Genomic DNA, 22,500 nt, shown 5'->3' with positions numbered 1-22,500 from the left:
GGCCCATGCGGTACGGGGCGCCGGACAGCACCAGCGCCTTGAGGACCTCCCACTCGGCGTTGCTGATGCCGAGTGTCGCGGTCTGACGGCCGTACGCCACGTTCATCCGGCGGTTCAGCCGGCCCAGGGCCGTGACGATCTTCTCGACCTGGGGGTCCAGATCGCTGAACTCGCGCTGGTAGGCGGCGATCTGCTCATCGAGTGTCGGTTCGCCGACGGCGGGGGTGTCACCCATGGACGGAGTATCCCATGCGAGCGCTTGGCATCGAAGTCCTTCGAGGTGTACTGTTCAATTCTTAACTTTAGCTTCGAAGTCTTCACACCTAACCCCTTCGTTTGGCGTACGACTTCACGATCAAGGCAGGTGAAAGTGACCAGGGCGATGGGCGCGGAGATGCGCCGGATCCATGTGGGCAACGCACTCAGCGCGTTCGGGCTCGGCTTCACGGTCCCGTATCTGTACGTCTATGTGGCGCAGGTGCGGGGACTGGGAGCCATGACGGCGGGTCTCGTACTCGCCGTCTTCGCTGTGGCGGCGCTGGTCGTGCTGCCGTTCGCCGGGCGGGCCATCGTCCGGCGCGGCCCGCTGCCGGTGCTGCTCGTCGCCCTGGTCACCGCCGCTGTCGGCGCGATGGGCCTCGGGCTCGCCGCCAACGCCACCGCCGTACTCCTGGCCGCTGTCGCGCTGGGGGCAGGGCAGGCCGTGATGCAGCCGGCGCTCGCGACGATGATCGTGGACTTCTCGCCGACGGAGACGCGGTCGCGGGCCTTCGCCACGCAGTTCTTCCTGCAGAACCTCGGGCTGGGCGTCGGTGGGCTCATCGGCGGGCATCTCGTGGACACGACCCGGGTCGGCTCGTTCACCCTGCTGTTCGCCATCGAGGCGGCGATGTTCCTGCTGCTCGCCGTGATCATGGCGACCGTACGGATGCCTCGTTCGCCGAGGATCGACGGGGCACCCGCTCAGGCCAAGGGCAGCTGGAAGCAGTTGCTGGAGAACCGGGCGATGGTGCAGCTGTGTGTGCTGGGCTTCGTGCTGTTCTTCGCCTGTTACGGGCAGTTCGAGTCGGGGCTGGCCGCTTACGGCGTCGAGGCGGCCGGGATCTCGACGTCCGCGCTCGGTTCGGCGCTGGCGGCGAACACCGCGGTGATCGTGGTGGCGCAGTTCGCGGTGCTCAGGTTCGTCGAGCGGCAGAAGCGGTCGCGGGTGATCGCGGCCGTGGGGATCCTGTGGGCCGTCGCGTGGGGTGTGGCCGGATACGCGGGGCTCGGGCACGGCAGCCAGGCCATGGCGACCGCCGCCTTCGTGTCGACGTACGCGCTGTTCGGGCTCGGGGAGGCGATGCTGTCGCCGACCGTCGCGCCCCTGGTGGCCGATCTGGCGCCTGCCGGGCTCGCGGGGCAGTACAACTCGGCGTTCGCCCTGGTGAAGCAGCTCGCGCTGGCGGTCGGTCCGGCGGTGGGCGGGCCGCTCGGGGCCTCGCTGCACGCGCCGTACATCGTGATGTTCCTGCTGTTCTCGCTGGGGATCAGCGTGCTCGCCGTCCGGCTGGGGCGGCAGCTGACCCCCGTACAGAATCAGCCGTCTCTGGCGCGGCGCAGTCGGGTGGTCGCGCAGGGCGGGGCTCCTGTGGAGTCGGCGGTGCCTACCGCGTAGTGGAGCGGGTGGCTGTGGCCAGGGTCGAGGTGAAGGGGAGGGTCGCCGAGCCGTCGGGGGCCGCATAGGGGGTCAGGGCTTCACGGATTGCCCGCGCCGCCTCGGCGAAGCCGGTCGGGCCGCTCGCCTCCTCGATCGACTGGCCCCAGGGGACGGCCGCGAGGTGACCGGTGACGAAGTCAGCGAGGTCCGGGAGAGCGATCCCGAAGGTGACCTCGCGAGTCGTGATGTCGTGGAAACCGGCGGTGGTCAGGGCGGCTGTGAGGCGGTCGGCGGGGACGGAGAGGGAGACCCCGAAACGCGCCCGCGCCTCCGGGTTGCCCAGTTCGGTGACCGCCTTGAGGTGGGCCGCCATGTATGGGTTGCGATCCGCGGGCGGGGTCCAGGCGGTGGCCGTGAATCTGCCTCCCGGGCGGGTGACGCGGGCCGCTTCGGCGAGTGCGGTGTCCAGGTCGGGGAAGAACTGGACACCCTGTTGGCACAGGACCGCGTCGAACGAGTCGTCCGGGTACGGGAGTTTGTCCGCCGGCGCCTGGGTGAACTCGATGTCCGGGTACATCCGGGGCGCATGGCGGGCGGCGGTTTTGAGCATGGCCTCCAGGAGGTCGGCGGCGGCCACGTGGCCCGTGGGGCCGACCTGGGCGGCGGCCGCGCGGGCGACGAAGCCGGTGCCGCAGGCCAGGTCGAGGACGTGGGCGCCCGGGAAGAGGTCGGTGGCCTCGATGACCTCGGTGACGAACGGGGCCATCAATGGGGCGCTGTAGCGCTCGTAGTGTTCCGTGGCGTCGTGTGTGGCGTTGTCTTTGAGGGGGAAACCTGTGGGATCTGCCATGCAGGAGCTATTAGCAGGCGGTGGCGGGTTCGCCTAGGGGACGCGCGCGTCCTTGCCTCCCGGCAGCACGAACTCGCACCACACCGCCTTCCCGCCCCCCGGTGTCCGGCGTGAGCCCCAGCTCGTGGCGACCGTCGCGACGATGGCGATGCCGCGGCCCGATTCGTCGCCGGGTTCCGCGGTGCGGCGCAGGGGGAGGTGGTCGTCGCCGTCGGTCACCTCGACGATGAGGCGGCGGTCGGTGCGGCGCAGGCGCAGGCGCATCGGGGGTGTGCCGTGCTGGAGGGAGTTCGCGACCAGTTCGCTGGCCGCCAGGACGCCCACGTCGTGCAGTTCGGTGGGGAAGCGCCAGCTCGTCAGCACGCCGGAGGCGAACGCACGCGCGCGTGGGGCCGCTTCGATGCCGCCCAGGAGTTCCAGGGCCGCGTTGCGGAACAGGTCGCTGTCGGGGCCGGTGCGCGCCGGGTGCTGGAGGACCAGGACCGCCACGTCGTCGTCGTGGTCCGCCGTGACGCCCGCCGAGCGGACCAGGCGGTCACAGACGACCTGGGGGCTGCCCGTGGCGCCGGCGAGGGCGCGCTCCAGGGCGGCGATGCCCTCGTCGAGGTCCTCGTTGCGGCGTTCCACCAGTCCGTCGGTGTAGAGGACCGCCGTGGAGCCCGGGGCGAGCGGGATCGAGCCCGAGGCGTGCATCCAGCCGCCGGTGCCGAGGGGTGGGCCCGTGGGTTCGTCGGCGCGCTGGACGATCCCGTTCTCGTCGCGGACGAGGATGGGGAGGTGGCCCGCGGAGGCGTAGACGAGCTTGCCCTCGTTGGGGTCGTGGACGGCGTACACGCAGGTGGCGATCTGGTTGGCGTCGATCTCCATGGCGAGGCCGTCGAGGAGCTGGAGGACCTCGTGCGGGGGGAGGTCCAGGCGGGCGTACGCGCGGACCGCCGTACGGAGCTGGCCCATGATCGCTGCCGCGCGCACTCCTCGGCCCATGACGTCGCCGATGACGAGGGCTGTGCGCCCGCCGCCGAGGGTGATGACGTCGTACCAGTCGCCGCCCACCGCCGCTTCCGTGCCGCCGGGGTGGTAGGTGGCCGCCACGCGGAGGTCGTCCGGTTCCTCCAGTTCCTGGGGGAGGAGGGAGCGCTGGAGGGTCACCGCGGTCTCGCGTTGGCTGCGTTCGCTGGCGCGCAGGCGTTCGGCGGCCTCGGCGTGGTCGGTGACGTCGGCGGCGAAGATGAGGACGCCGCCACTCCCTTCGGGAGTGGCCGTCGCCTCGACCGGGGTGCAGGTGATCGTGTAGGAGCGTCCGCTGTGCGCCTTGCGGGACTTGAGCGTGCGCGGCTTGGCGCTGCGCAGGACCTGGTCCAGGAGGGGCAGCAGGCCCAGTTCGTCGAGCTCGGGGGCCGCCTCCCGCGCGGGGGCGCCCTCCGCGCGTACGCCGAAGGCGGCCGTGTAGGCGTCGTTGGCGTAGGCGATGCGGTGGTCGGGGCCGTGGACGATGGCGACCAGGGCCGGGATGCGGTCGAGGACCTCGCGGGTGGGCAGGTCGTCGACCGCGGGGAGGCAGGGGGCCCCGTCGGTGAGCCGCTCGGCGCGGGCGGCGGGTACGGAGCCGGGGCCCGAGCCGGTGCTTTCGGCGCGTCGGTCGGGCAGCCGCTCCGGGCTGATCGTGTGATCGGTCCGCGCTGCCGCGCGGCGCTGCGTTCCGGGAAGTCGGGCGCTCCAGCGCGTGAAGTTCACGAATCCTTGCCTCGTGTTCGTCGGCACAGGCCGGCAGCGGGTCGGCCGGAGGTACGGGGGACGTCCCCCGGGAGATACAGCACTTACGGAAAGCCTCGTGGGTAGAGAAGGGCGTGCGGCGAGGGGACGTGGAGCCAGTCTGGCAGGGTGGCCGACCGGGCCGACATCCTTCAGACGTCGGCCGCGTCGGTGGAGTTCCTGGATCGGGTCAGGACGACCCCTTCGGGTCCTGGTGGGGCTTCTGAGGAGGCTTTCCACCGGCCGCGAGTTCGAACTCCGCGCGGGGATGTTCGAGTGAACCGAGGGAGACGATCTCCCGCTTGAAGAGTCCCGACAGGGTCCACTCGGCGAGCACCCGGGCCTTGCGGTTGAAGGTGGGCACCCGGCTCAGGTGGTAGACGCGGTGCATGAACCAGGCGGGGTAGCCCTTCAGCTTGCGCCCGTAGACGTGTGCGACGCCCTTGTGGAGTCCCAGGGAGGCTACTGAACCGACGTACCTGTGGGAGTACGTTTCGAGCGGTTCGCCCCGCAGGGAGTGGGCGATGTTGTCGCCGAGGGCCTTGGCCTGGCGTACGGCGTGCTGGGCGTTGGGGGCCGTCTCCTTGCCGGGTTCCGCGGCCGTGACGTCGGGGACGGCGGCGGCGTCTCCCGCTGCCCACGCGTGCGTGGTGCCCTCGATCCGCAGCTCGGCGGTGCACTTCAGGCGCCCGCGCTCGTTCAGCGGGAGGTCGGTCGCGGCGAGCAGGGGGTGGGGTTTGACGCCGGCGGTCCACACGACCGTACGGGTGGGGAAGCGGGCGCCGTCGCTGAGGACGGCGATCCGGTCCGCGCAGGAGTCGAGGCGGGTCTCCAGGCGTACGTCGATGTTGCGGCGGCGCAGCTCGGTGACCGTGTACTTGCCCATCTCCTCGCCGACCTCGGGCAGGATGCGGCCCGATGCCTCGACGAGGATCCACTTCATGTCCTCGGGCTTTACGTTGTGGTAGTACCGCGCGGCGTAGCGGGCCATGTCCTCCAGCTCGCCGAGCGCCTCCACGCCGGCGTAGCCACCGCCCACGAAGACGAAGGTCAGGGCCGCGTCGCGGATCGCGGGGTCGCGGGTGGAGGAGGCGATGTCCATCTGTTCGATGACGTGGTTGCGCAGGCCGATGGCCTCCTCGACCGTCTTGAAGCCGATCGCGTGTTCGGCGAGGCCGGGGATCGGGAGGGTGCGCGAGACCGAGCCGGGGGCGAGGACGAGTTCGTCGTACGTCAGTTGCTGGGCGCCCGTTCCCTCTTCCGTGGTGGCGAGGGTGGTGACGGTCGCGGTGCGCTTGGCGTGGTCGATCGCGGTGACCTCGCCGACGACGATCCGGCACCGGTCGAGGACACGGCGCAGCGGTACGACGACATGGCGGGGCGAGATGGAGCCCGCGGCCGCCTCCGGGAGGAACGGTTGATAGGTCATGTACGGGTCCGGAGTGACGACGGTGATGTCGACCTGGCCCTGTTTCAGCTCCTGCTGGAGCTTCCGCTGGAGGCGCAGGGCCGTGTACATACCGACGTAGCCGCCGCCGACAACGAGAATGCGCGCACGTTCCTTCACCATCCCATGACGCACCCAGCGCTCGCGTTTGTCCACAGGCCCGGCAATTTGTGTGACCTTCGGGCAGTGGGCCGAAACGTTGCCCGAATCGGTGACGTGCAGGGCATAGTCGCAGCTCAGAGGGGGTTGGTCCGGTGCCGGGAGGGGGCGTAACCGGGATGTATGCGACACGTACTCCGATCGGGCGGCACCCTGTGCGGAACGTGCCCCTTCTGAATTGACCCTCGCTCAACTATGTTCGTAGGTCGACGGGGTGTAGGGGGATGCGCTCTTTCGGGTTCGCTCCACGACGGGTGGGCCCGTTGTTCAGTGCTGTTCCGCGCGCTCCGGCTGCCAATGGCGGGGAGTCTCCGGGGGGAGACGTCATTACCGGGGGAACATTATGCACATTCAGGATTCTCGTTGGTCATCCGCGTCCGCCATCGCACCAGGCGGACCGGTCGGCGCGGCGGCGGGCAACGGACGCGGTGACACATCGCGTACGGCGCCGCTGCGTGTGGACGCACAGCGCAATCTGGAGCACGTACTGCGCGCGGCACGTGAGGTCTTCGGCGAGCTGGGGTACGGCGCGCCGATGGAAGATGTGGCGCGGCGCGCTCGGGTGGGTGTCGGCACGGTGTACCGGCGCTTCCCGAGCAAGGACGTACTGGTCCGGCGGATAGCCGAGGAGGAGACCTCCCGGCTGACCGACCAGGCTCGTGCGGCGCTCGGGCAGGAGGACGAGCCGTGGTCGGCGCTGTCGCGCTTCCTGCGGACGTCGGTGGCCTCGGGCGCCGGGCGGCTGCTGCCGCCGCAGATACTGCGGGTCGGCGTCGCCGAGGATGACGGTTCCGGTGCTTCCGGCGCTTCTGGCGGGCTCGGCCTCGATGAGGCGCGGGTGCCGCAGCAGCGGACCCAGGCGACGGGTGGCGGTTTCGGCGCCGGGGAACTGCGGCTGGTGTCCGACGACGCCGCGGCGGCCGCCCTGGCGGACGACGCGGGCGCGGCGGCACTGCTGGAAGTAGTGGGCCGGCTCGTGGAGCGGGCGCGTGAGGCGGGTGTGCTGCGGCCGGACGTGTCGGTGTCGGACGTACTGCTGGTGATCGCGACGGCGGCGCCCTCGCTGCCGGACGCGGCGCAGCAGGCGGCGGCCTCGTCACGGCTGCTGGACATCCTGTTGGAGGGGTTGCGGTCGCGGCCTCTGTGACGAACGAACCGGGATGATCAGGGCGGGGCGGACAACTCCCCTCCAGGGAATGCCGGTTGAGCATTCCCCGTTCGGGTGAACGCTAGTACCTCGGTGCGGGAAGTCCCCACGGACGAGTGGTTGGTCCGTTCCAGGCGCCCTGAACAAAAGCCAATATGGCACTCTGACCCGGTGTTCGGGACTCGATGTGCAGGCAGCTGTGCAGGCGGCGGGGGCTTTCCGCGATGAGCGTTGACGGGCGGGACGAGTCACTCGGTGACGGTGCCCCGGAGGCCGGTGGCGGCCTTGCCTCACCCCAGGTGCCGAACCAGGGCGGGCCGGGAGGCGTGCAGTACCTCGGCGGCTCGGTGGACGGCGCGGAGTACCCGGAGTACCCGGAGTACCCGGAGTACCTCGACGACCCGATGGAGAGCGTCCCGGCGCAGCGCGGGGGCGGCCTGCTGCCGCCCCGCGCGGACAGTGTGCTCCCGCCGCCCATCGAGCTGCCTCCGTCCGACACCGACCTGATCGGGCGGATGCGCTCGGGTGACGACACGGCGTACGAGGAGCTGTACAGGCGCCACGCCGACGCCGTACGCCGGTACGCGCGCACCTGCTGCCGTGACGGCCACACCGCCGACGACCTGACCGCGGAGGTCTTCGCCCGCATGCTCCAGGCGGTGCGCGGCGGCAGCGGCCCCGAGTACGCCGTACGCGCCTATCTGCTCACCACCGTCCGCCGGGTCGCCGCGAACTGGACGACGTCGGCGAAGCGCGAGCAACTGGTCGACGACTTCGCGGTGTTCGCGGCGCAGGCCGCGCGCGGTTCCGAGGTGGCCGCCGACCACGACACGCTGGATCTCGGCGCCGACGTCCGCGCGATGCACGAGGCCGAGCGGTCCATGGCCATGCAGGCGTTCCGGTCGCTGCCCGAGCGGTGGCAGGCCGTGCTGTGGCACACCGAGGTCGAGGACGAGTCGCCGAGCGAGGTCGCCACGCTGTTCGGGCTGGACGCCAACGGCACGCGCGTGCTCGCCAGCCGGGCCCGCGAAGGGCTCAAGCAGGCCTACCTCCAGGCCCACGTCAGCGCCACCCTCGTCACCGACGAGGAGTGCTCCCGCTACGCCGACCGGCTCGGCGCGTACGCCCGCGGCGGGCTGCGTACCCGGGCCGAACGGGGGCTGCGCAAGCACCTGGAGGAGTGCGCCAAGTGCCGGCTGGCCGCGGGCCAGATCAAGGAGGTCGCCAGCGGCATCCCCGCCGTCGTACCGCTCGCGGTCATCGGCTGGTTCGGCGCCGCCGGGTACGCCAAGGTGGCCGCGCTGGTCGCCGGGGGCGCCGGAGCGGGTGCGGTGGGCGTCGGCGGCGCTGCAGCCGCGGCGAGCGGCTCGTCCTCCGGCGGGGCCGGGGGCGGCGCGGCAGCCGCGGAGGGGCTGGGGGCGCCGGTGAAGGCGGGGATCGCGGCGGGTGTCGTCGCCGTCGGGATCGCGGCGGTGGTGTTCGCGCTGGCCGGTGACCAGGTCCCGAAGAAGCCGGTGGCCCAGCCGGCGCCGTCCGCGCCCGTGACCCGGCCGGAGGCACCGGAGCCGCCCCGGAGCCCGACGCCGCCCGAGCGGGAACCCGACCCGGTCGTCCCGGCCCTGGCCCCGGCCCAGATGCCCGCACCCACCCCGAGCCCCAGTCCCACCCCGACTCCGACCCCGACGCCCACCCCGAGCCCCACCCCGACTCAGACCCCCAGTCCACCCCCGCCCCCGTCTCCGACGCCCACGCCCACCCCGACACCTCCTCCCCCGCCTCCCCCGCCGCCGGCCCCGGCCGACTACCAGTGGAACGAGTTGGAGTACGGCATCACCGGCGACGGCACCAAGCCCGAGATGCGGCTCGGCGAGAGCAGTTGGGTGTGGCAGCGGTGGGGCGTGGCGATCGCGGACAAGCAGTACGCGCGCGGGGTGACCGTCCACGGGCAGTCCTCGGTCACCGTCGATCTCAACCGCGACTGTGCCTCGTACGACGCCCTGGTCGGTGTCGACGACATGATGCTGGGCGTCGGCCGGGTCCGCTTCTCGGTGTTCGCCGACGGGGTGCGCATGTGGCAGTCCGGGGTGGTCCAGGGCGGCCAGGAGGCCGTACCCGTCCACGTCGACCTCACCGGGCGCAGGACGATCCGCCTGGTCGTGGAGCCTCACTCGCCGTTCGACTCGGTGGTACTCGCGGACTGGGCGGAGTCCCGGTTCATGTGCCGGTGACGGGGGTGGTGGGGATGTGTTCGGGGGTGGGTGACGGGTACAGGTGGGCGAGTTCGCCGAGCAGGGCGACTACGTCGTCCGCGGTGAGTCGCGCTCCCGTCCTGCGTTCCGACTCGAACCGTGCCGCTCCCAGGGCCCGGCGGGCCTCGTCCTCCGTCTCCTGAGCCCGCGCGCTGTCCGGCATCGGGCGTGGATGCTCGCCCCGCCAGCTCTCCGAGGCCGCGAGCAGACGGGCCGCGTGGGGCAGGTCGCCGAGCCGTGCCAGCAGTCTCGCCGTGCTGTCCACCAACCCCGCCGTGATCATCTCGGCGCAGCGCTGCGCCACGGCCGCGCGCACAGTTGTGGTCAGTTTGGCCAGGCCCTCCTCGGGCCCGCGCTCCTCCGTCGTGACGAGGGCGTCCATCCCGTCCAGCCAGGCCATGAACTGCGGCGGCGGTGTGCCGTGCGCGCTCTGCGCGCGGGACTGCTCGCACAGTGCCCGCGCGCGGGCGATGTCCCGCTCGTCCAGCGCCATCTGCGCCCGCAGCAGCAGTACGAACGCCCGGGAGTCCGCCACCCCGTACCGCTCGGCTGCCACGCTCGCCTCGTCCAGGGCGGTCAGCGCGCCGGCACGGTCGCCCTCGCGGTAGGCGATCTCGGCGAGCCTCGCGATGAGAAACGGCGCTTCGGCGTGGGCGCCCACCTCCTGGGCGAACCGCAGCGCCTCCGCGTATTCACGCTTGGCCTCCTCGAAGCCACCGCGCGACATGGCCGCCTCCCCGGCCGCACTGCACACCTGGGCCCGCACCCAGCGGTCGCCGACACGCCGGCTGAGCACGCGCAGGTCCGCGAGGTCGTCGTCGACGCGCCGTCCCTGCAGGCCGCCCGCCGAGTCGACGACCAGATGCGTACGGAACATCAGGGCCACGGCGACCTCCCAGTCGCCGCCGTGGACACGGCAGTTGGCGATCACGGCGTCCAGAGCCGCCGCGGTCGTGGCCACCGTGTTGTTCACCCTGTCCCCGGAGCCGTCGGGACCTGGCCGGTGGGACAGGAAGGTGAACGGCCAGGCGAAGCCGGGCAGCCGGGCCGCTTCCGGGCCGCCGCGCTCGAAATGGGCGCGCACCTCGGCGAGTCGGCGCTGCCAGTCCTCACCGCGGGGGACGGTGGTCCGGTCGGCGTCCAGGGTCAGGAAGATGTGGAGCATACGGAGGTTCATGCGCCGGGAATGCCGTCCCGGCCGGCCGTCTGTTCTCGTCGGCCTGATCGGCATGGTCGGGTCTGTGTCCGGCTCCGGTCCCCACCCCGTCTCCGACTCCGACTCCGACTCCAGGGTCAGGTCGAGGACGCGGGTGAGCCATTCGATGCTCTCCCGGCGGTAGTTGCGCAGCCACCAGAACCAGCCCATCGCGAGGACCAGGGCGATGGCCTCCTCCTCGTCGGCCGCTCTGATCGTGCGGTGGAGGGCTGCCCGGATGTTGTCCAGCTCCGTCTCCAGACGGGCGATCCAGGGGAGTTGCTCGGCGGAGCGGAGCAGCGGTTCGGCCTTCTCCACGAGAGCGCGCACCCACGCGCGGTGCCGTAGCTCGACGGCGGCACGCAGCTCGGGGGTCTCCGCCGTGCGCTCGGCGGCGTACTCGTGGATGGTCTCCAGCATGCGGTACCGCATGCCGCCCGCGTCGCGCTCGTGCGGGGTCGCGACGATCAGGGACTTGTCGACGAGCGCCCCGACGAGGTCGGACACCGGGCCCGTGCACACCGACTCCGCCGCGGCGAGGTCCCAGCCGCCCGCGAACACGGAGACCTCGCGCAGCACCGTCCGCTCCCGCTCGTCGAGCAGGTCCCAGGACCAGTCGACGACCGCGCGCAGGGTCTGCTGGCGGGGCAGCGCCGTGCGGCTTCCGGAGGTGAGGAGGCGGAAACGGTCGTCGAGGCGGTCGGCGATCTGACGCGGGGTGAGCATCCGCAGGCGGGCGGCGGCCAGCTCGATGGCGAGGGGCAGTCCGTCGAGCCGACGGCAGATCTCCTCGACCGCCTCGGTGTCACGGAGGGCGGTGCCCGCGTCGGGGCGTACGGCTGCCGCGCGCTCCTCGAAGAGGCGGCGGGCCGAGTCGGGGAGGAGCGGCTCGACCGGGCGCACCGACTCCCCGGGGACGCCCAGGGGTTCACGGCTGGTGGCGAGGATGGTGAGCCCGGGGCAGTGCGTGAGCAGGGTCTCGACGAGTTCGGCCGCCGCTTCGATGACGTGTTCGCAGTTGTCAAGGACCAGGAGTTGGCTGCGCGGGGCGCAGTACTCGATGAGCAGGGCGAGCGGGTCGTCCTGCGGGGTCGTCAGTTCGGTGGTCCTGAGCACGGTCTCGCGCAGACCGAGCGCGCTGACCACCGCGCCTGGGACCGCCTCCGGCCGGTCGAGCGGGGCGAGCTCGACGAGCCATGCCGGGAAGAGGCCGGCGGCGGCTTCCTCGGCGAGACGGGTCTTTCCGGAACCGCCCGGCCCGATGAGGGTGACGAGACGGGCCCTGTGCACATCCGAACGGATGGCCTCGACCTCGGGTTCCCGGCCGACGAAAGATGTCAGACGGGGGCGAATGTTGCCGTTCTCGGGAGCTTCTTGGGCCGGCTGCGACGGCTTCGGTCGTGAGTGTGGCGGCCGTGTCAGTAACTCCATGTGCAGGGTCCGCAGTTCCGGGCCCGGGTCCGTGCCCAGGCCGTCCGCCAGGGTTCGGCGGGCCGTCTCGTACGCGGCGAGGGCGTCCGCGTCACGGCCCGTGTCGCGCAGGGCCCGGACGAGGAGGGCGTGCAGCGGTTCGTCGTACGGGTGGGCCTCCGTCAGTTCCCGCAGCTCCGGCACGGCGTCGTGGGCGCGGCCGAGTCTCAGGTCCGCCTCCACGCGCGCGCGTGTCGCCTCGCGGCGCAGTGCCTCCGGGCGGGTCGCGGCGGTGCGGTCGGGGAGGTCGGCGAGGGCGGGGCCGCGCCACAGGGCGAGGGCCTCGGAGAGGGTGCGGGCGGCGGTCGCCGGGTCGGCGCTGTCCAGGGCCGACCTGCCCTGTCGTACGAGGTGTTCGAAGACGTGGAGGTCGATGTGGTCCGGGGACGCCACCAGGCGGTAGCCGCCGGGCTCCGAGGCGATGGTGTCCTTGCCGAGGGTGCGGCGCAGGCGGCCGACGAGGGCTTGGAGGGCTGCGGGGGCGTCCTTGGGCGGGGTGTGGCCCCAGACCTCGTCGATCAGGGTCTCGGGGGTCAGGGTGCGGTCGGGGCGCAGGGCGAGGGCGGTGAGGAGGGCGCGGAGGCGGGGGCCGCCGAGGGGTACGGCGGTGCCGTGGTCGTCCTGGGCCTGGGTGACGCCCAGGATTCTGTACCGCACCGGCCTATTCTCGCCCCCGCCGCCCTTACCCGTCCCATCCCTGGGGGCTGCGCCTCCAGACCCCCGCTTCGGCTCTGAGCGGGCCTTGTCCTCAAACTCCCCCAGAGGGGGGACCCCCAACGGGCTGGAGATGCGGGCCCGAACTCGACAGAAGCACTCCCGGCTAACCGCCGGAGGCGTGTGCCCCCGCGCCTGCTCCCAGGGCGCCCCTCTGGGGGGTGATTCCCGACGGTACGGCTCGTTGGCGGGCGGGGGTTCCGGTCCAGCAGGTGCCTCGGCGGGAGAGGAGGCGGCGTAGCCACACCTCCAGGGAGACCAGGTGCGCCAGACCGTCCAGGGGGAGGGGTTCGCCCGCCGCGGCGGCACGGAGGGCCTTGCGGACCACTCTCGCCTCCACCAGACCCGCCTCCGCGAGCAGCGGCGTGTCGAAGAGGGTCATCAGGGACTCCACCGACACCCGCAGGCCCGTCCGCGACGCCGCGTTCGCCGACGCGTGGGAGGGCGCGCCCCAGCCGGGGGGCAGGTCCGCGACGCCGGCGCCTTCCAGGACCGTACGGAGGATGGACGCCCGGGCGCCCGGCTGGACCCGCAGCGCCTCGGGGAGGGCCCGGCAGGCGCGTACCACCTGGTTGTCCAGGAAGGGCGTGTGCAGGCGCTGGAAGCGGATCTCCGCAGCCTGCTCGAGGACACGTACGTCGGCCGCGTGGCGGGCCAGTGCCGACCGCGCGCGGAAGTCCCCCGGACGTTGGCCGGGGCCTACGCCGACGCCCGCGCGGTCCGTCGCCCAGTTGAGGCGAACCGATACTTCAGCCAGTGCCTCACCGGTCAGCCAGCGCGCGGCCGGGCCGGGTCTCGCCCAGGTGAGCGCGGCCAGCGAGGCCCCCACCGCGCCCCCGGGCTCGTCGAACCGGCGCTGCATCAGCCGGTCGGCGAGGTTCTCGATGCCGGCCTGGTAGGGCGTACGGGAGAGCTTGCGGGCGGCGCCGTACACGCGCGCGGGGACCATCACCGAGCCGTCGGCCTTCGCGAGCGCCGCCACCGGCCGGACCAGGTGCCGTCGTTTGCGGTCCATCAGCAGGTCCGCCAGGCGGGCGGGGTGGGCGTCCAGCACCTGCCGGGCGCCGTAGCCGGTGAAGTGGTCGGCGCTGCCCGAGGCCAGGCGGGCGCGATGACGTGCCGCCGTCACCAGGGACGGGCCCGGTTCGTCGGTCAGCGGGCCCTCCAGGTCGGCGTACGGGAGGACGTCCTCGCCGCCCGCCACCACCACGTGGTGCAGGCGCGGGTTCGCCGCCAGGGTCCCCGCCCGCTCCAGTTCCGCCTCGCGGCCGCCCACCACCAGGTCGTTGAAGGTGACCGCCACGAGCCGCTCCCCGGCGCCCGTGCCGTGCCCCAGTACCGTCCCCGGCATGCCCGGGAGGCCGGCCGCCAGGAGCGCGAGTGTTCCCGAGGCCGGTCCGCCGGACAGGTCCGCCCCTATCCCCGGTACGGGCATCCCGCGCGCGGCACGCCGTTCCGCGGGGCCCATGCCGGGCACCGGTCCTGGGTCCATGTTGGCGTCGGGCACATGGCGAGGGGCCGACAGCCGGGCGCGTACCGCCTCGACCAGCGCGTCCCGTACGCCGTCCACCGCGCTGTCGGCGTCCACGGAGGCGGCCGCGACCGCGAGGGAGGCGACCGGTTCGTACCCGGCGATCTCACGTGCCCCGGCGCGCAGGATCAGCGCGTGCCCGGGCGGAATGCGCCGTACGCCGTCGTACGGGGTCGAGTCGTGCAGCGCGGCCGGCACATCGGGGGCCGCGAGGAGAGCGGCGAGGTGGCCGAAGTCGAGGTTGGCCTCGATGAGGTCGGCGAGCGGGAGGGCCGCCGTCGCGTAGGCCGTGCCGCCCGCCCAGGGGGTGTGGAACACCGGGCGCGCGCCCGCGAGGTCGCCGCAGACCATGAGCCGGCGCCCCACGTGGACGATCGCCGTGTAGCTGCCCGGCCAGGCCGTCAGATGGCGAAGTGCCCCTCCGCGGGCGGCGAACAGGGCGACCCGCAGCTGCTCGTCGGTGGCTCCGCAGGTGCCCAGGACAGCGATCCGGGTCTGGTCGTCTGCCCGCACGACACGCACCTCGTCGGGGCGCCAGTCGCCGACCGCCCAGAGCGGATCGGGGTCTCCCCAGAGGAGTTGGGAGCCGACCGGGCGGACCGTCTCGCCCTCGTAGCCGGTCGCCCCCGCCGCGTATCCGGCACCGGCCGCGCTTCCGGCTCCGTCGGCCGCGTAACCGGCAGGTCCTGTCGCGAACTTGGCGGCCACAGCTGCGGTGCTGCTCCATCCCACCAACCACCGCATCGACGCCTCCACAGGCTGTGGACAACCAGTGCACCGGACGAACTCGGCACCATGCTGCCATGAAGGACGCGCCCAGGAGGGACGGCGGAGCCGCTCGTGCTCCCCGAAGTGCGCCCCTGCGAACTCCTGTGCACCCCCTGGAACATGCCCGCCCGGCGCCGAACGCACGCGCGCACCAAGGGACTTCAGGGTCCACCGGGATTTTTCGAGGTTGCCTGAGGCCTATGCGACGTCCGAGGAAAGGGACTTCGGCGGTCTGATCAGAAGATCGCCGTTCCCTGGCGGGAAGTTCGCAACCCGTCGAGCGGGGAGTTCCCGGCACGACCGCAGGACGAGTGCGAGCCGACCGCGGGCTGACCGCGAGCCGGGGGTGCCGGGGCTGCGACCTGAATGCGCCCCCGTTACGCTCCCCCAAGACGCCCCACGCGCCCTCAATTTCCGTGGTGGGAGGGGTAATCGACCCGGTACGACAGGGTCTGTTTTCGGCCAAGTTGGCGAAGCGGAGGCAGGCTCGCGCACGCTCCGTACAGGCTCTGCGGAGCGCAACGCCCACGCACAGTCCGGGAGGCGGAGTTCGCCTCCCGGACCGGTCCGCCGCCCGCGGGGATGTAGGCGGCGGTGTCCCCCAGCCCACTGGATCCAGTACAGCGGGCCGACCCACGCAGGATCCATGGAAGCGCTCCCGCCATGGCCGGAGAAGAGCGCACGGACAGGCGCACGGCCACACGTCGGGGGCACGTCGCAACGGTGCGTACATCCCCAGAACTTCCGTACGGACCACAATCCCGCCATCCGGAACAATGCCCCTTAACGCTTGGGATGCGGCGAACTACGCTGGGTTTACGAATGCCGGGTGGTTATGCCAGCGCGGCAGCCGTCTGTGTCGAGGGGTGGCGCATGTCCAGGGAGCAACGCGGGCCGAACGAAAAACTCGGCGCCGTTCTCGCCCTCGCGGGAATCAGCAACGCAGGACTCGCGCGTCGCGTCAACGATCTTGGCGCTCAACGCGGGTTGACTCTTCGCTACGACAAGACGTCGGTGGCGCGCTGGGTGTCGAAGGGCATGGTGCCGCAGGGCGCCGCGCCGCACCTCATCGCGGCCGCCATCGGCCAGAAGCTCGGCCGCCCGGTGCCGCTCCACGAGATCGGCCTGGCTGACGCGGATCCCGCGCCCGAAGTGGGCCTCGCCTTCCCCAGGGACGTCGGACAGGCCGTCCGCTCGGCCACCGACCTCTACCGTCTCGACCTCGCGGGCCGGCGCGCCGGCTCCGGCGGCATCTGGCAGTCGCTCGCCGGATCGTTCGCGGTGAGCGCGTACGCGACGCCCGCCTCACGATGGCTGATAACCCCGGCCGACAGCTCGGTGGCACGCGACGCGAGCCCCTCCGAGGGCTCCGGGGCACCGCTGAAAGTCGGCCACAGCGATGTGCAGAAACTGCGGGAGGCCGCGGAGGACGCCAGGCGCTGGGACTCCAAGTACGGGGGCGGCGACTGGCGTTCCTCGATGGTGCCCGAGTGTCTGCGGGTGGAGGCTGCGCCCCTGCTGCTGGGCTCGTACTCGGACGAGGTGGGACGCGCGCTGTTCGGTGCGTCCGCCGAACTCACGCGTCTCGCCGGGTGGATGGCCTTCGACACGGGCCAGCAGGAGGCCGCCCAGCGGTACTACATCCAGGCGCTGCGACTCGCCCGTGCGGCGGCGGACGTACCGCTCGGGGGTTACGTCCTGGCCTCGATGTCGCTGCAGGCCACCTACCGGGGCTTCGGCGACGAGGGCGTCGACCTCGCCCAGGCCGCCCTGGAGCGCAACCGGGGCCTCGCGACGGCCCGCACGATGAGTTTCTTCCGGCTGGTCGAGGCACGGGCCCACGCGCGCGCGAGTGACGCCCACGCGGCGGGCGCCGCGCTGCGCTCCTCGGAGAGCTGGCTGGAGCGGGCCCGCGACGGCGACGGCGACCCCTCCTGGCTCGGCTTCTACGGGTACGACCGCTTCGCCGCCGACGCCGCCGAGTGCTACCGCGACCTGAAGGCACCGCGCCAGGTCCGCCGTTTCACGGAGCAGGCTCTGTCGAAGCCGACGGAGGAGTTCGTGCGCTCGCACGGACTGCGGCTGGTCGTCTCGGCGGTCGCCGAGCTCGAGTCGGGCAACCTCGACGCGGCATGCGAGCAGGGCGTACGGGCGGTGGAGGTCGCGGGGCGCATCTCCTCGGCGCGCACCACCGAGTACGTGAAGGATCTTCTGCACCGGCTGGAGCCCTACGGGGACGAGCCGCGCGTGGTGGAGCTGCGGGAGCGGGCCCGGCCGCTGCTGATGACTCCGGCGTAGATTTCACAGCGTCCCCAGACGCTGCGACGGGTGTTCGCTTTCTGTGTCCGCATCCTGCGTTTGAAGTGACTGTCAGTGGCGCAGTGCACTATCGGAAGCAGGAGGTGGGGCGCGGTGGAGCTGACGCGTGGGTTCGCTTACGACTGTGACGTGCTGGTGATCGGTGGGGGGATCGTCGGTCTGTCGACGGCGTATGCGATCACGCGCGCCGCCCCGGGCACCCGGGTGACGGTGCTGGAGAAGGAGTCGGGCCCGGCGCGGCACCAGACGGGCCGCAACAGCGGGGTGATCCACAGCGGGATCTACTACCGGCCGGGATCGCTCAAGGCCGAGTACGCGGTGCGGGGCGCCGCCGAGATGGTCAAGTTCTGCGCGGAGTACGGCATCGCGCACGCCGTCACCGGCAAACTGATAGTCGCCACGGAACGGGACGAGCTGCCCCGTCTGCACGCCCTCGTCCAGCGCGGCCGGGAGAACGGCATTCCGGTGCGGGAGCTTGGCCCCTCCCAGATCGGGGAGTACGAGCCGGAGGTGCGGGGCCTCGCCGGCATACACGTGGGCACGACGGGGATCTGCGACTACGTGGCGGTCGCCCGGCAGCTGGCCGAGTCCTCCGGCGCGGAGATCCGGTACGGGGCCGAGGTGGTCCGCGTCGACCGGCGGCCGGAGCTCGGGGTGGCCGTGCGGACGGCTGGACCGGGCGGCGGCCAGATCGTGCGGGGGCGGGTCCTGGTCAACTGCGCCGGGCTCTACTGCGACGAGGTGGCCCGGCTGACCGGCGACGACCCCGGGATGCGGATCGTGCCGTTCCGGGGCGAGTACTTCACGCTGGCGCGGCCCGAGCTGGTGCGGGGGCTGGTGTATCCGGTGCCGGATCCCGCGTTCCCGTTCCTCGGGGTGCATCTCACCCGGGGGATCGACGGGAGCGTCCACATCGGGCCCAATGCCGTGCCGGCGCTGGCCCGCGAGGGATACGGGTGGGGAACCGTCCGGATGCGCGAGCTGGGGGCGACGGTGGCGTGGCCGGGGTCGTGGCGGATAGCCGCGCGGCACTGGCGGTACGGGGGCGGGGAACTGCGGCGGTCGGTGTCCAGGAAGGCGTTCGCGCGGGCCGTGCGGAGGCTGCTGCCGGTCGTGGAGGACGCGGATCTGGTGCCCGCGGCGGCGGGGGTGCGGGCGCAGGCGGTGCTGCGGGACGGGACGCTGGTGGACGACTTCCTCATCCGTGAGGGGGCGAGGGCGGTCCATGTGCTGAACGCGCCCTCTCCCGCGGCGACCGCGTCGCTGCCGATCGGGCGGGAGGTGGCCCGGCGGGCGCTGGCCGTGCTGCGTGGCTGACCGATGTGTCCGCGGCGGTAAAATCGGCCGCACTGTGTCTGACTCCTTTGACTCCGCCGCCTCCTCCCCCGAGCCGACGCCCGCTCCGGCCCCCGCGCCCGTCCGGGCCAAGGGCGAGCCCCGGTTTCCCGGCGGCCCGCAGGCCGATCCCGCCGGGTCCCACTTCGAGCGGCGGATCAGGAGCTTCCAGCCCCGGCGCAGCCGGGTCACCGCCGGGCAGGGTGACGCGTTGCGGCGGCTGTGGCCCAAGTGGGGCCTCGACATCGACGGCCACGCGCTCGACCTCGGCGAGCTGTTCGGCGACGACCTGCCCGTCGTACTCGAGATCGGGTTCGGGATGGGCGAGGCCACCGCGAGGATGGCTGCCGACGATCCCCGCACCAACATTCTCGCCGTCGACGTGCACACTCCGGGCCAGGGCAACCTGCTCAATCTCGCCGACCAGCAGGGGCTGACCAACATCCGCGTCGCCAACGGTGACGCCATCATCCTGCTCCGCGAGATGCTCACCCCCGACTCCCTCGACGGCCTGCGCGTCTACTTCCCCGACCCCTGGCCCAAGAAGCGGCACCACAAGCGGCGGCTGATCCAGCCCGAGTTCCTCGATCTGGTCGCCGGCCGGCTGCGCCCCGGTGCCGTCGTGCACTGCGCGACCGACTGGGAGCCGTACGCCGAACAGATGCTCGACGTGCTCGACGCGCACCCGGAGTTCGAGAACACCCGGCCGGACGGCGGCTACTCACCCCGGCCGGAGTTCCGGCCCCGGACCCGTTTCGAGGGCCAGGGACTGGAGAAGGGTCATGTCGTGAACGACCTGCTGTTCCGCCGCGTACAGCACTCGTAGAGCGCTCGTAGAGCCCGCCCGGAACCTCACACAACCTCCCGCACCTTCGCGGGCCGCGTCCCTCCCTCGTTAGGGTCAATGCCGTGGCCACCTTTCCCCCGTACCCGACGCATCCCAGCGGCCCGGCCGACGGTCCCGTCGGCGGGGCGCTGCGGCACGCGCACTGGTGGCAGCGGCCCTGGGTGCGTTACGGCGCCCTCATCAGCCTGCTCGCGCTCTCCGGGCTCGTCATCCTCGCCCTGGTCCGCGAACAGACCGGCACCGAGGGGTTCCTGGTCGGGATCGGGCTCGCCGTCCTGCCCGTGCCGTTGCTCGTCGCCGCGTTCCGGTGGCTGGACCGGGTCGAGCCGGGCCCCTGGCGGAACCTGGTCTTCTCCTTCGCCTGGGGCGCCTGTGCGGCGGCCCTGATAGCGATCGTCGCCAACAGCTTCGCGACCAGATGGATAGCGACGGCCACCGCCGACCCGTCCGGCGCGGACACCCTCGGCGCGACCGTCATAGCGCCGATCGTCGAGGAGTCCGCCAAGGCGGCCGCCGTACTGCTCATCTACCTCTTCCGGCGGCGCGACTTCACCGGGATCGTCGACGGCGTCGTCATCGCCGGGGTCACCGCCACCGGTTTCGCCTTCACCGAGAACATCCTCTACATCGGCACCGCGTTCGGCACCGACCAGCTCACCGGTGACACCGGTATCGCCTCGGTCACCGCGGCGACCTTCTTCGTGCGCGTCGTCATGTCGCCGTTCGCGCACCCCCTGTTCACGGTCCTCACCGGCATCGGGTTCGGGATCGCCGCGCTGTGGGGCGAGGGCCGGCCCGTCCGCCGGGTGCTGCTGCCGCTGACCGGACTGCTGCTCGCGATGAGCATGCACGCCTTCTGGAACGGCTCGTCGACCTTCGGGGAGTACGGGTTCATCGCGGTGTACGCCGCCTTCATGCTTCCCGCGTTCGGCCTGCTGACCTGGCTGGTCGTCTGGACCCGCCAGCGCGAACTGCGAACCGTGCGCGCCGAGTTGCCCGCGTACGCGATGGCCGGCTGGCTGGCCCCGGCCGAGCCGTACGCCCTCGGCTCGATGCGCGCCCGCCGTCTGGCCCGCGAGCACGCCCGCCGTCACCTGGGCAGGCCCGCGGCCCGTGCGGTGGCGCAGTACGAGGCGTACGCCACCTCACTCGCGTTCCTGCGTCACCGGGGGCGCCTCGGCCGCGCGGGCGCCGACTTCGTCGTCCGGGAGCAGGAGCTGCTGGGCGAGCTGTGGGAGCGCGGGGCGGTGGCCCGCCCGGCCCTGGACCACGCCGCCCGCGCCATCGCACCGGCCCCGGCTCCGGTGCCGCCGGTCACCTGGCCGCCGTACCCCTCGTACAACCACAGCCATGACTACGGCCAAAGCCCTCACTACGGCCACAACCTCCCCGCCTACGACCCGTACCCGGCCTACAACCCGTACCGCTCGTAGCGAGCAAGCTCGAACACTGAAAAAAACCGGTAGTCCTGACGCCGATGAGCGAGCGTCAGGACTACCGGTGAGAGACCGGGGAAGGCGTCTCCTACAAGCTTGTGCTTCTGGTTCCTACGGGTTGAGGCCCATGCTCCGCAGCCACGCCATCGGGTCGATGCCGGCACTGTCCGAGCTGCTGGTGTGCACCTCCAGGTGGAGGTGGGCCCCGGTGACGTTGCCGGTGGCGCCGACGCGGCCGATGACGTCACCCGTGGCGACCTTCTGGCCGACGCTGACGTTGATCGACGACTGGTGGGCGTACCACAGCTCGGTGCCGTCGTCGAGGGTGAGGATGGTGCGGTAGCCGTACGAGCCGCTCCAGCCCGCCTCGGTGACCGTGCCGCTGTGGATGGCCTTGAGCGGCGTTCCGGTGGGCGCGGCGAAGTCGAGGCCGGTGTGGTAGCCGGAGGACCACAGCGAGCCGGCCTGGCCGAAGGTCGAGGTGATCGTGTACGACGAGGTCGGCAGCGTGTACTGCTTGGCGAGCGAGGCGAGACGCGCGGCCTCCACCTTCGCCGCCGCGGCCTCCGCGATCTTCTTCTTCTCGGCGGCGACCTTGGCCGCGGCCTCCCGCTTCACCTTGGCGGCCTCGGCGGCGGCCTTCCTCGCGGCGGCGTCCTGGGCGGCCTGCTGGACCTTGGCCTCCGCCTGGTCCTTCTGCTGCTCGGCCTGGAGGATGATGCGGCTGCGCAGGGCCTCGCCGGCGTCACTGGTGCCCTGCTCGGTCTCCTCGGGGGTCACGCCGACGCTGCTGAGCGCGGTGGCGGAGCCCTTGGGCTCGTCGTCCGAGTCGTCGTGCGTGAAGGGCGAGCCGACCGAGGGCAGGTCGGGGATGGAGATCGAGACGGGCGGCTTGCCGGTCTGCGCGGTGGCCATGCCGGCCCCGCCGACAGCGGCTATGACGCCGACGCCGAGAACGGTGGAGCTGCGGGCGAGCCCTCCGCCGCGCTGCTTGCCGACGCGGTGCCGGCCGCGAACAGGGCGGGTGGAGTCCGCGCTGGGATTCCACTCCTCCCAGGGGCCCTCGTCGGTGCGGTAGCTGCCGAAGCCGAAGGTCGGGATCTTCCCGTCCTCGGTCTCGCTGCTGCGCCGGTTCGGCACGGAGGGGGCTTCTGGGGCAGCCGGGTTTGACGCCACGTGGGCGTGCTCCTTTCCTTCCTTCTCGCCTACCGGGTTAGCTGACGGGTTCGGAGCAGGAAGGTCTCCTACGCGCGTATACCTGCCGTGTTGCCAGGGAGGCGGACGAGCGATTCACCCCAAGTTGGTGGTTCCCCGGTTCCCTTGCGGGATTAGGCACTTGCGCACGGAGCCGACTCTTGTGACGGCTGGGACTACCGCGCTGCGTTATCGAACGTTAATAGACCTGGACACCGGATTCCAAGCTGTTCCCGTTGATCGTTAACCCTTTTCCCGAGGACTTTCTGGGTCACCACCGGTGAAAATCGGGCGAGTTGACCATGCCCTAAGTGACTGCCGAGTTTTGACGGAGTGTCAGATGTTGTGCGGAACGAGATCGTTCGCTCACCCTTGGTGACACGTGATGACAACCAGCCGTCGACGCGAGCGACAGGCAGGGTGACCAGGGCACAAACGACCTAGGGCC

The 22,500-nt window shown here is 72.0% G+C and carries 14 protein-coding genes and 1 riboswitch (1 of these 15 only partly in view); of the genes, 7 read left to right on the top strand and 7 right to left on the bottom strand.

The genetic code is table 11. The features are described from left to right. On the bottom strand, nucleotides 1-235 hold the start of the coding sequence (locus STRTUCAR8_RS10840; protein ID WP_006375671.1) for a MarR family winged helix-turn-helix transcriptional regulator. 314 nt of this gene lie to the left of the window's left edge; only the first 235 of its 549 coding nucleotides appear in the window; its start codon is at nucleotides 233-235; the stop codon falls past the left edge of the window. A 147-nt stretch (nucleotides 236-382) separates the two neighbouring features. Between STRTUCAR8_RS10840 and STRTUCAR8_RS10835 the strand changes: the two genes are divergently transcribed. Beyond that, entirely contained in the window at nucleotides 383-1,657 is a 1,275-nt protein-coding gene (locus STRTUCAR8_RS10835) for an MFS transporter (RefSeq protein ID WP_044471996.1), read from the top strand. Here the strand turns inward: STRTUCAR8_RS10835 and STRTUCAR8_RS10830 are convergent. The 3 genes from STRTUCAR8_RS10830 to STRTUCAR8_RS10820 all read right to left on the bottom strand — a co-directional run bounded on the left by STRTUCAR8_RS10830 (nucleotide 1,647) and on the right by STRTUCAR8_RS10820 (nucleotide 5,811). After that, nucleotides 1,647-2,489 (bottom strand): class I SAM-dependent methyltransferase, encoded by an 843-nt coding sequence (locus STRTUCAR8_RS10830; protein WP_006375690.1) that lies wholly within the window; start codon nucleotides 2,487-2,489, stop codon nucleotides 1,647-1,649. The two genes, STRTUCAR8_RS10835 and STRTUCAR8_RS10830, sit on opposite strands and share 11 nt — an antisense overlap. A 33-nt stretch (nucleotides 2,490-2,522) precedes the next feature. Beyond that, entirely contained in the window at nucleotides 2,523-4,223 is a 1,701-nt protein-coding gene (locus STRTUCAR8_RS10825; RefSeq protein WP_006375693.1) for a SpoIIE family protein phosphatase, read from the bottom strand. Between the two features lie 208 nt (nucleotides 4,224-4,431). After that, nucleotides 4,432-5,811 (bottom strand): NAD(P)/FAD-dependent oxidoreductase, encoded by a 1,380-nt coding sequence (locus tag STRTUCAR8_RS10820; protein ID WP_006375685.1) that lies wholly within the window; start codon nucleotides 5,809-5,811, stop codon nucleotides 4,432-4,434. A gap of 379 nt (nucleotides 5,812-6,190) precedes the next feature. Here STRTUCAR8_RS10820 and STRTUCAR8_RS10815 point away from each other — a divergent pair, with 379 nt between their 5' ends. Further along, nucleotides 6,191-6,994 (top strand): TetR/AcrR family transcriptional regulator, encoded by an 804-nt coding sequence (locus tag STRTUCAR8_RS10815; RefSeq protein WP_006375689.1) that lies wholly within the window; start codon nucleotides 6,191-6,193, stop codon nucleotides 6,992-6,994. A 224-nt stretch (nucleotides 6,995-7,218) separates the two neighbouring features. After that, nucleotides 7,219-9,222, top strand: a complete 2,004-nt coding sequence (locus tag STRTUCAR8_RS10810) for a sigma-70 family RNA polymerase sigma factor (RefSeq protein ID WP_044471995.1) — start codon at nucleotides 7,219-7,221, stop codon at nucleotides 9,220-9,222. Here the strand turns inward: STRTUCAR8_RS10810 and STRTUCAR8_RS10805 are convergent. Together STRTUCAR8_RS10805 and STRTUCAR8_RS10800 are read right to left on the bottom strand one after the other, a co-directional pair. Beyond that, nucleotides 9,209-12,565, bottom strand: coding sequence for an ATP-binding protein (locus STRTUCAR8_RS10805; protein ID WP_006375684.1), 3,357 nt, complete (start codon nucleotides 12,563-12,565; stop codon nucleotides 9,209-9,211). The two genes, STRTUCAR8_RS10810 and STRTUCAR8_RS10805, sit on opposite strands and share 14 nt — an antisense overlap. Before the next feature lie 163 nt (nucleotides 12,566-12,728). Further along, nucleotides 12,729-14,897 carry an asparagine synthase-related protein gene (locus tag STRTUCAR8_RS10800; RefSeq protein WP_044471994.1) on the bottom strand — a complete coding sequence of 723 codons (2,169 nt, stop codon included), beginning with the start codon at nucleotides 14,895-14,897 and terminating at the stop codon, nucleotides 12,729-12,731. 897 nt (nucleotides 14,898-15,794) lie between these two features. Between STRTUCAR8_RS10800 and STRTUCAR8_RS10795 the strand changes: the two genes are divergently transcribed. From STRTUCAR8_RS10795 to STRTUCAR8_RS10780, 4 genes are all read left to right on the top strand, one after another. After that, nucleotides 15,795-17,219, top strand: a complete 1,425-nt coding sequence (locus tag STRTUCAR8_RS10795; RefSeq protein ID WP_006375679.1) for an NsdA family TPR-like regulatory protein — start codon at nucleotides 15,795-15,797, stop codon at nucleotides 17,217-17,219. A gap of 120 nt (nucleotides 17,220-17,339) precedes the next feature. Further along, on the top strand, nucleotides 17,340-18,557 hold the full coding sequence (lhgO, locus tag STRTUCAR8_RS10790; RefSeq protein ID WP_044471999.1) for an L-2-hydroxyglutarate oxidase: 1,218 nt from the start codon (nucleotides 17,340-17,342) through the stop codon (nucleotides 18,555-18,557). A 34-nt stretch (nucleotides 18,558-18,591) separates the two neighbouring features. Beyond that, nucleotides 18,592-19,401 carry a tRNA (guanosine(46)-N7)-methyltransferase TrmB gene (gene trmB, locus STRTUCAR8_RS10785; RefSeq protein ID WP_006375682.1) on the top strand — a complete coding sequence of 270 codons (810 nt, stop codon included), beginning with the start codon at nucleotides 18,592-18,594 and terminating at the stop codon, nucleotides 19,399-19,401. Between the two features lie 83 nt (nucleotides 19,402-19,484). After that, nucleotides 19,485-20,855, top strand: coding sequence for a PrsW family intramembrane metalloprotease (locus STRTUCAR8_RS10780; RefSeq protein WP_006375678.1), 1,371 nt, complete (start codon nucleotides 19,485-19,487; stop codon nucleotides 20,853-20,855). Nucleotides 20,856-20,969: 114 nt separating this feature from the next. On the opposite strand, the gene STRTUCAR8_RS10775 is transcribed toward STRTUCAR8_RS10780, so the two are convergent. Further along, complete coding sequence (locus STRTUCAR8_RS10775; RefSeq protein WP_006375687.1) at nucleotides 20,970-22,034, bottom strand: M23 family metallopeptidase; 1,065 nt, start codon at nucleotides 22,032-22,034, stop codon at nucleotides 20,970-20,972. Between the two features lie 11 nt (nucleotides 22,035-22,045). Then, nucleotides 22,046-22,203, bottom strand: a riboswitch (cyclic di-AMP (ydaO/yuaA leader). Between the last annotated feature and the right edge of the window lie 297 nt (nucleotides 22,204-22,500).

The organism is Streptomyces turgidiscabies Car8, assembly GCF_000331005.1.
Taxonomy (GTDB): domain Bacteria; phylum Actinomycetota; class Actinomycetes; order Streptomycetales; family Streptomycetaceae; genus Streptomyces; species Streptomyces turgidiscabies.
The sequence above is the reverse complement of the archived record's forward strand: the minus strand, read 5'-3'. Positions and strand labels throughout refer to the sequence as shown.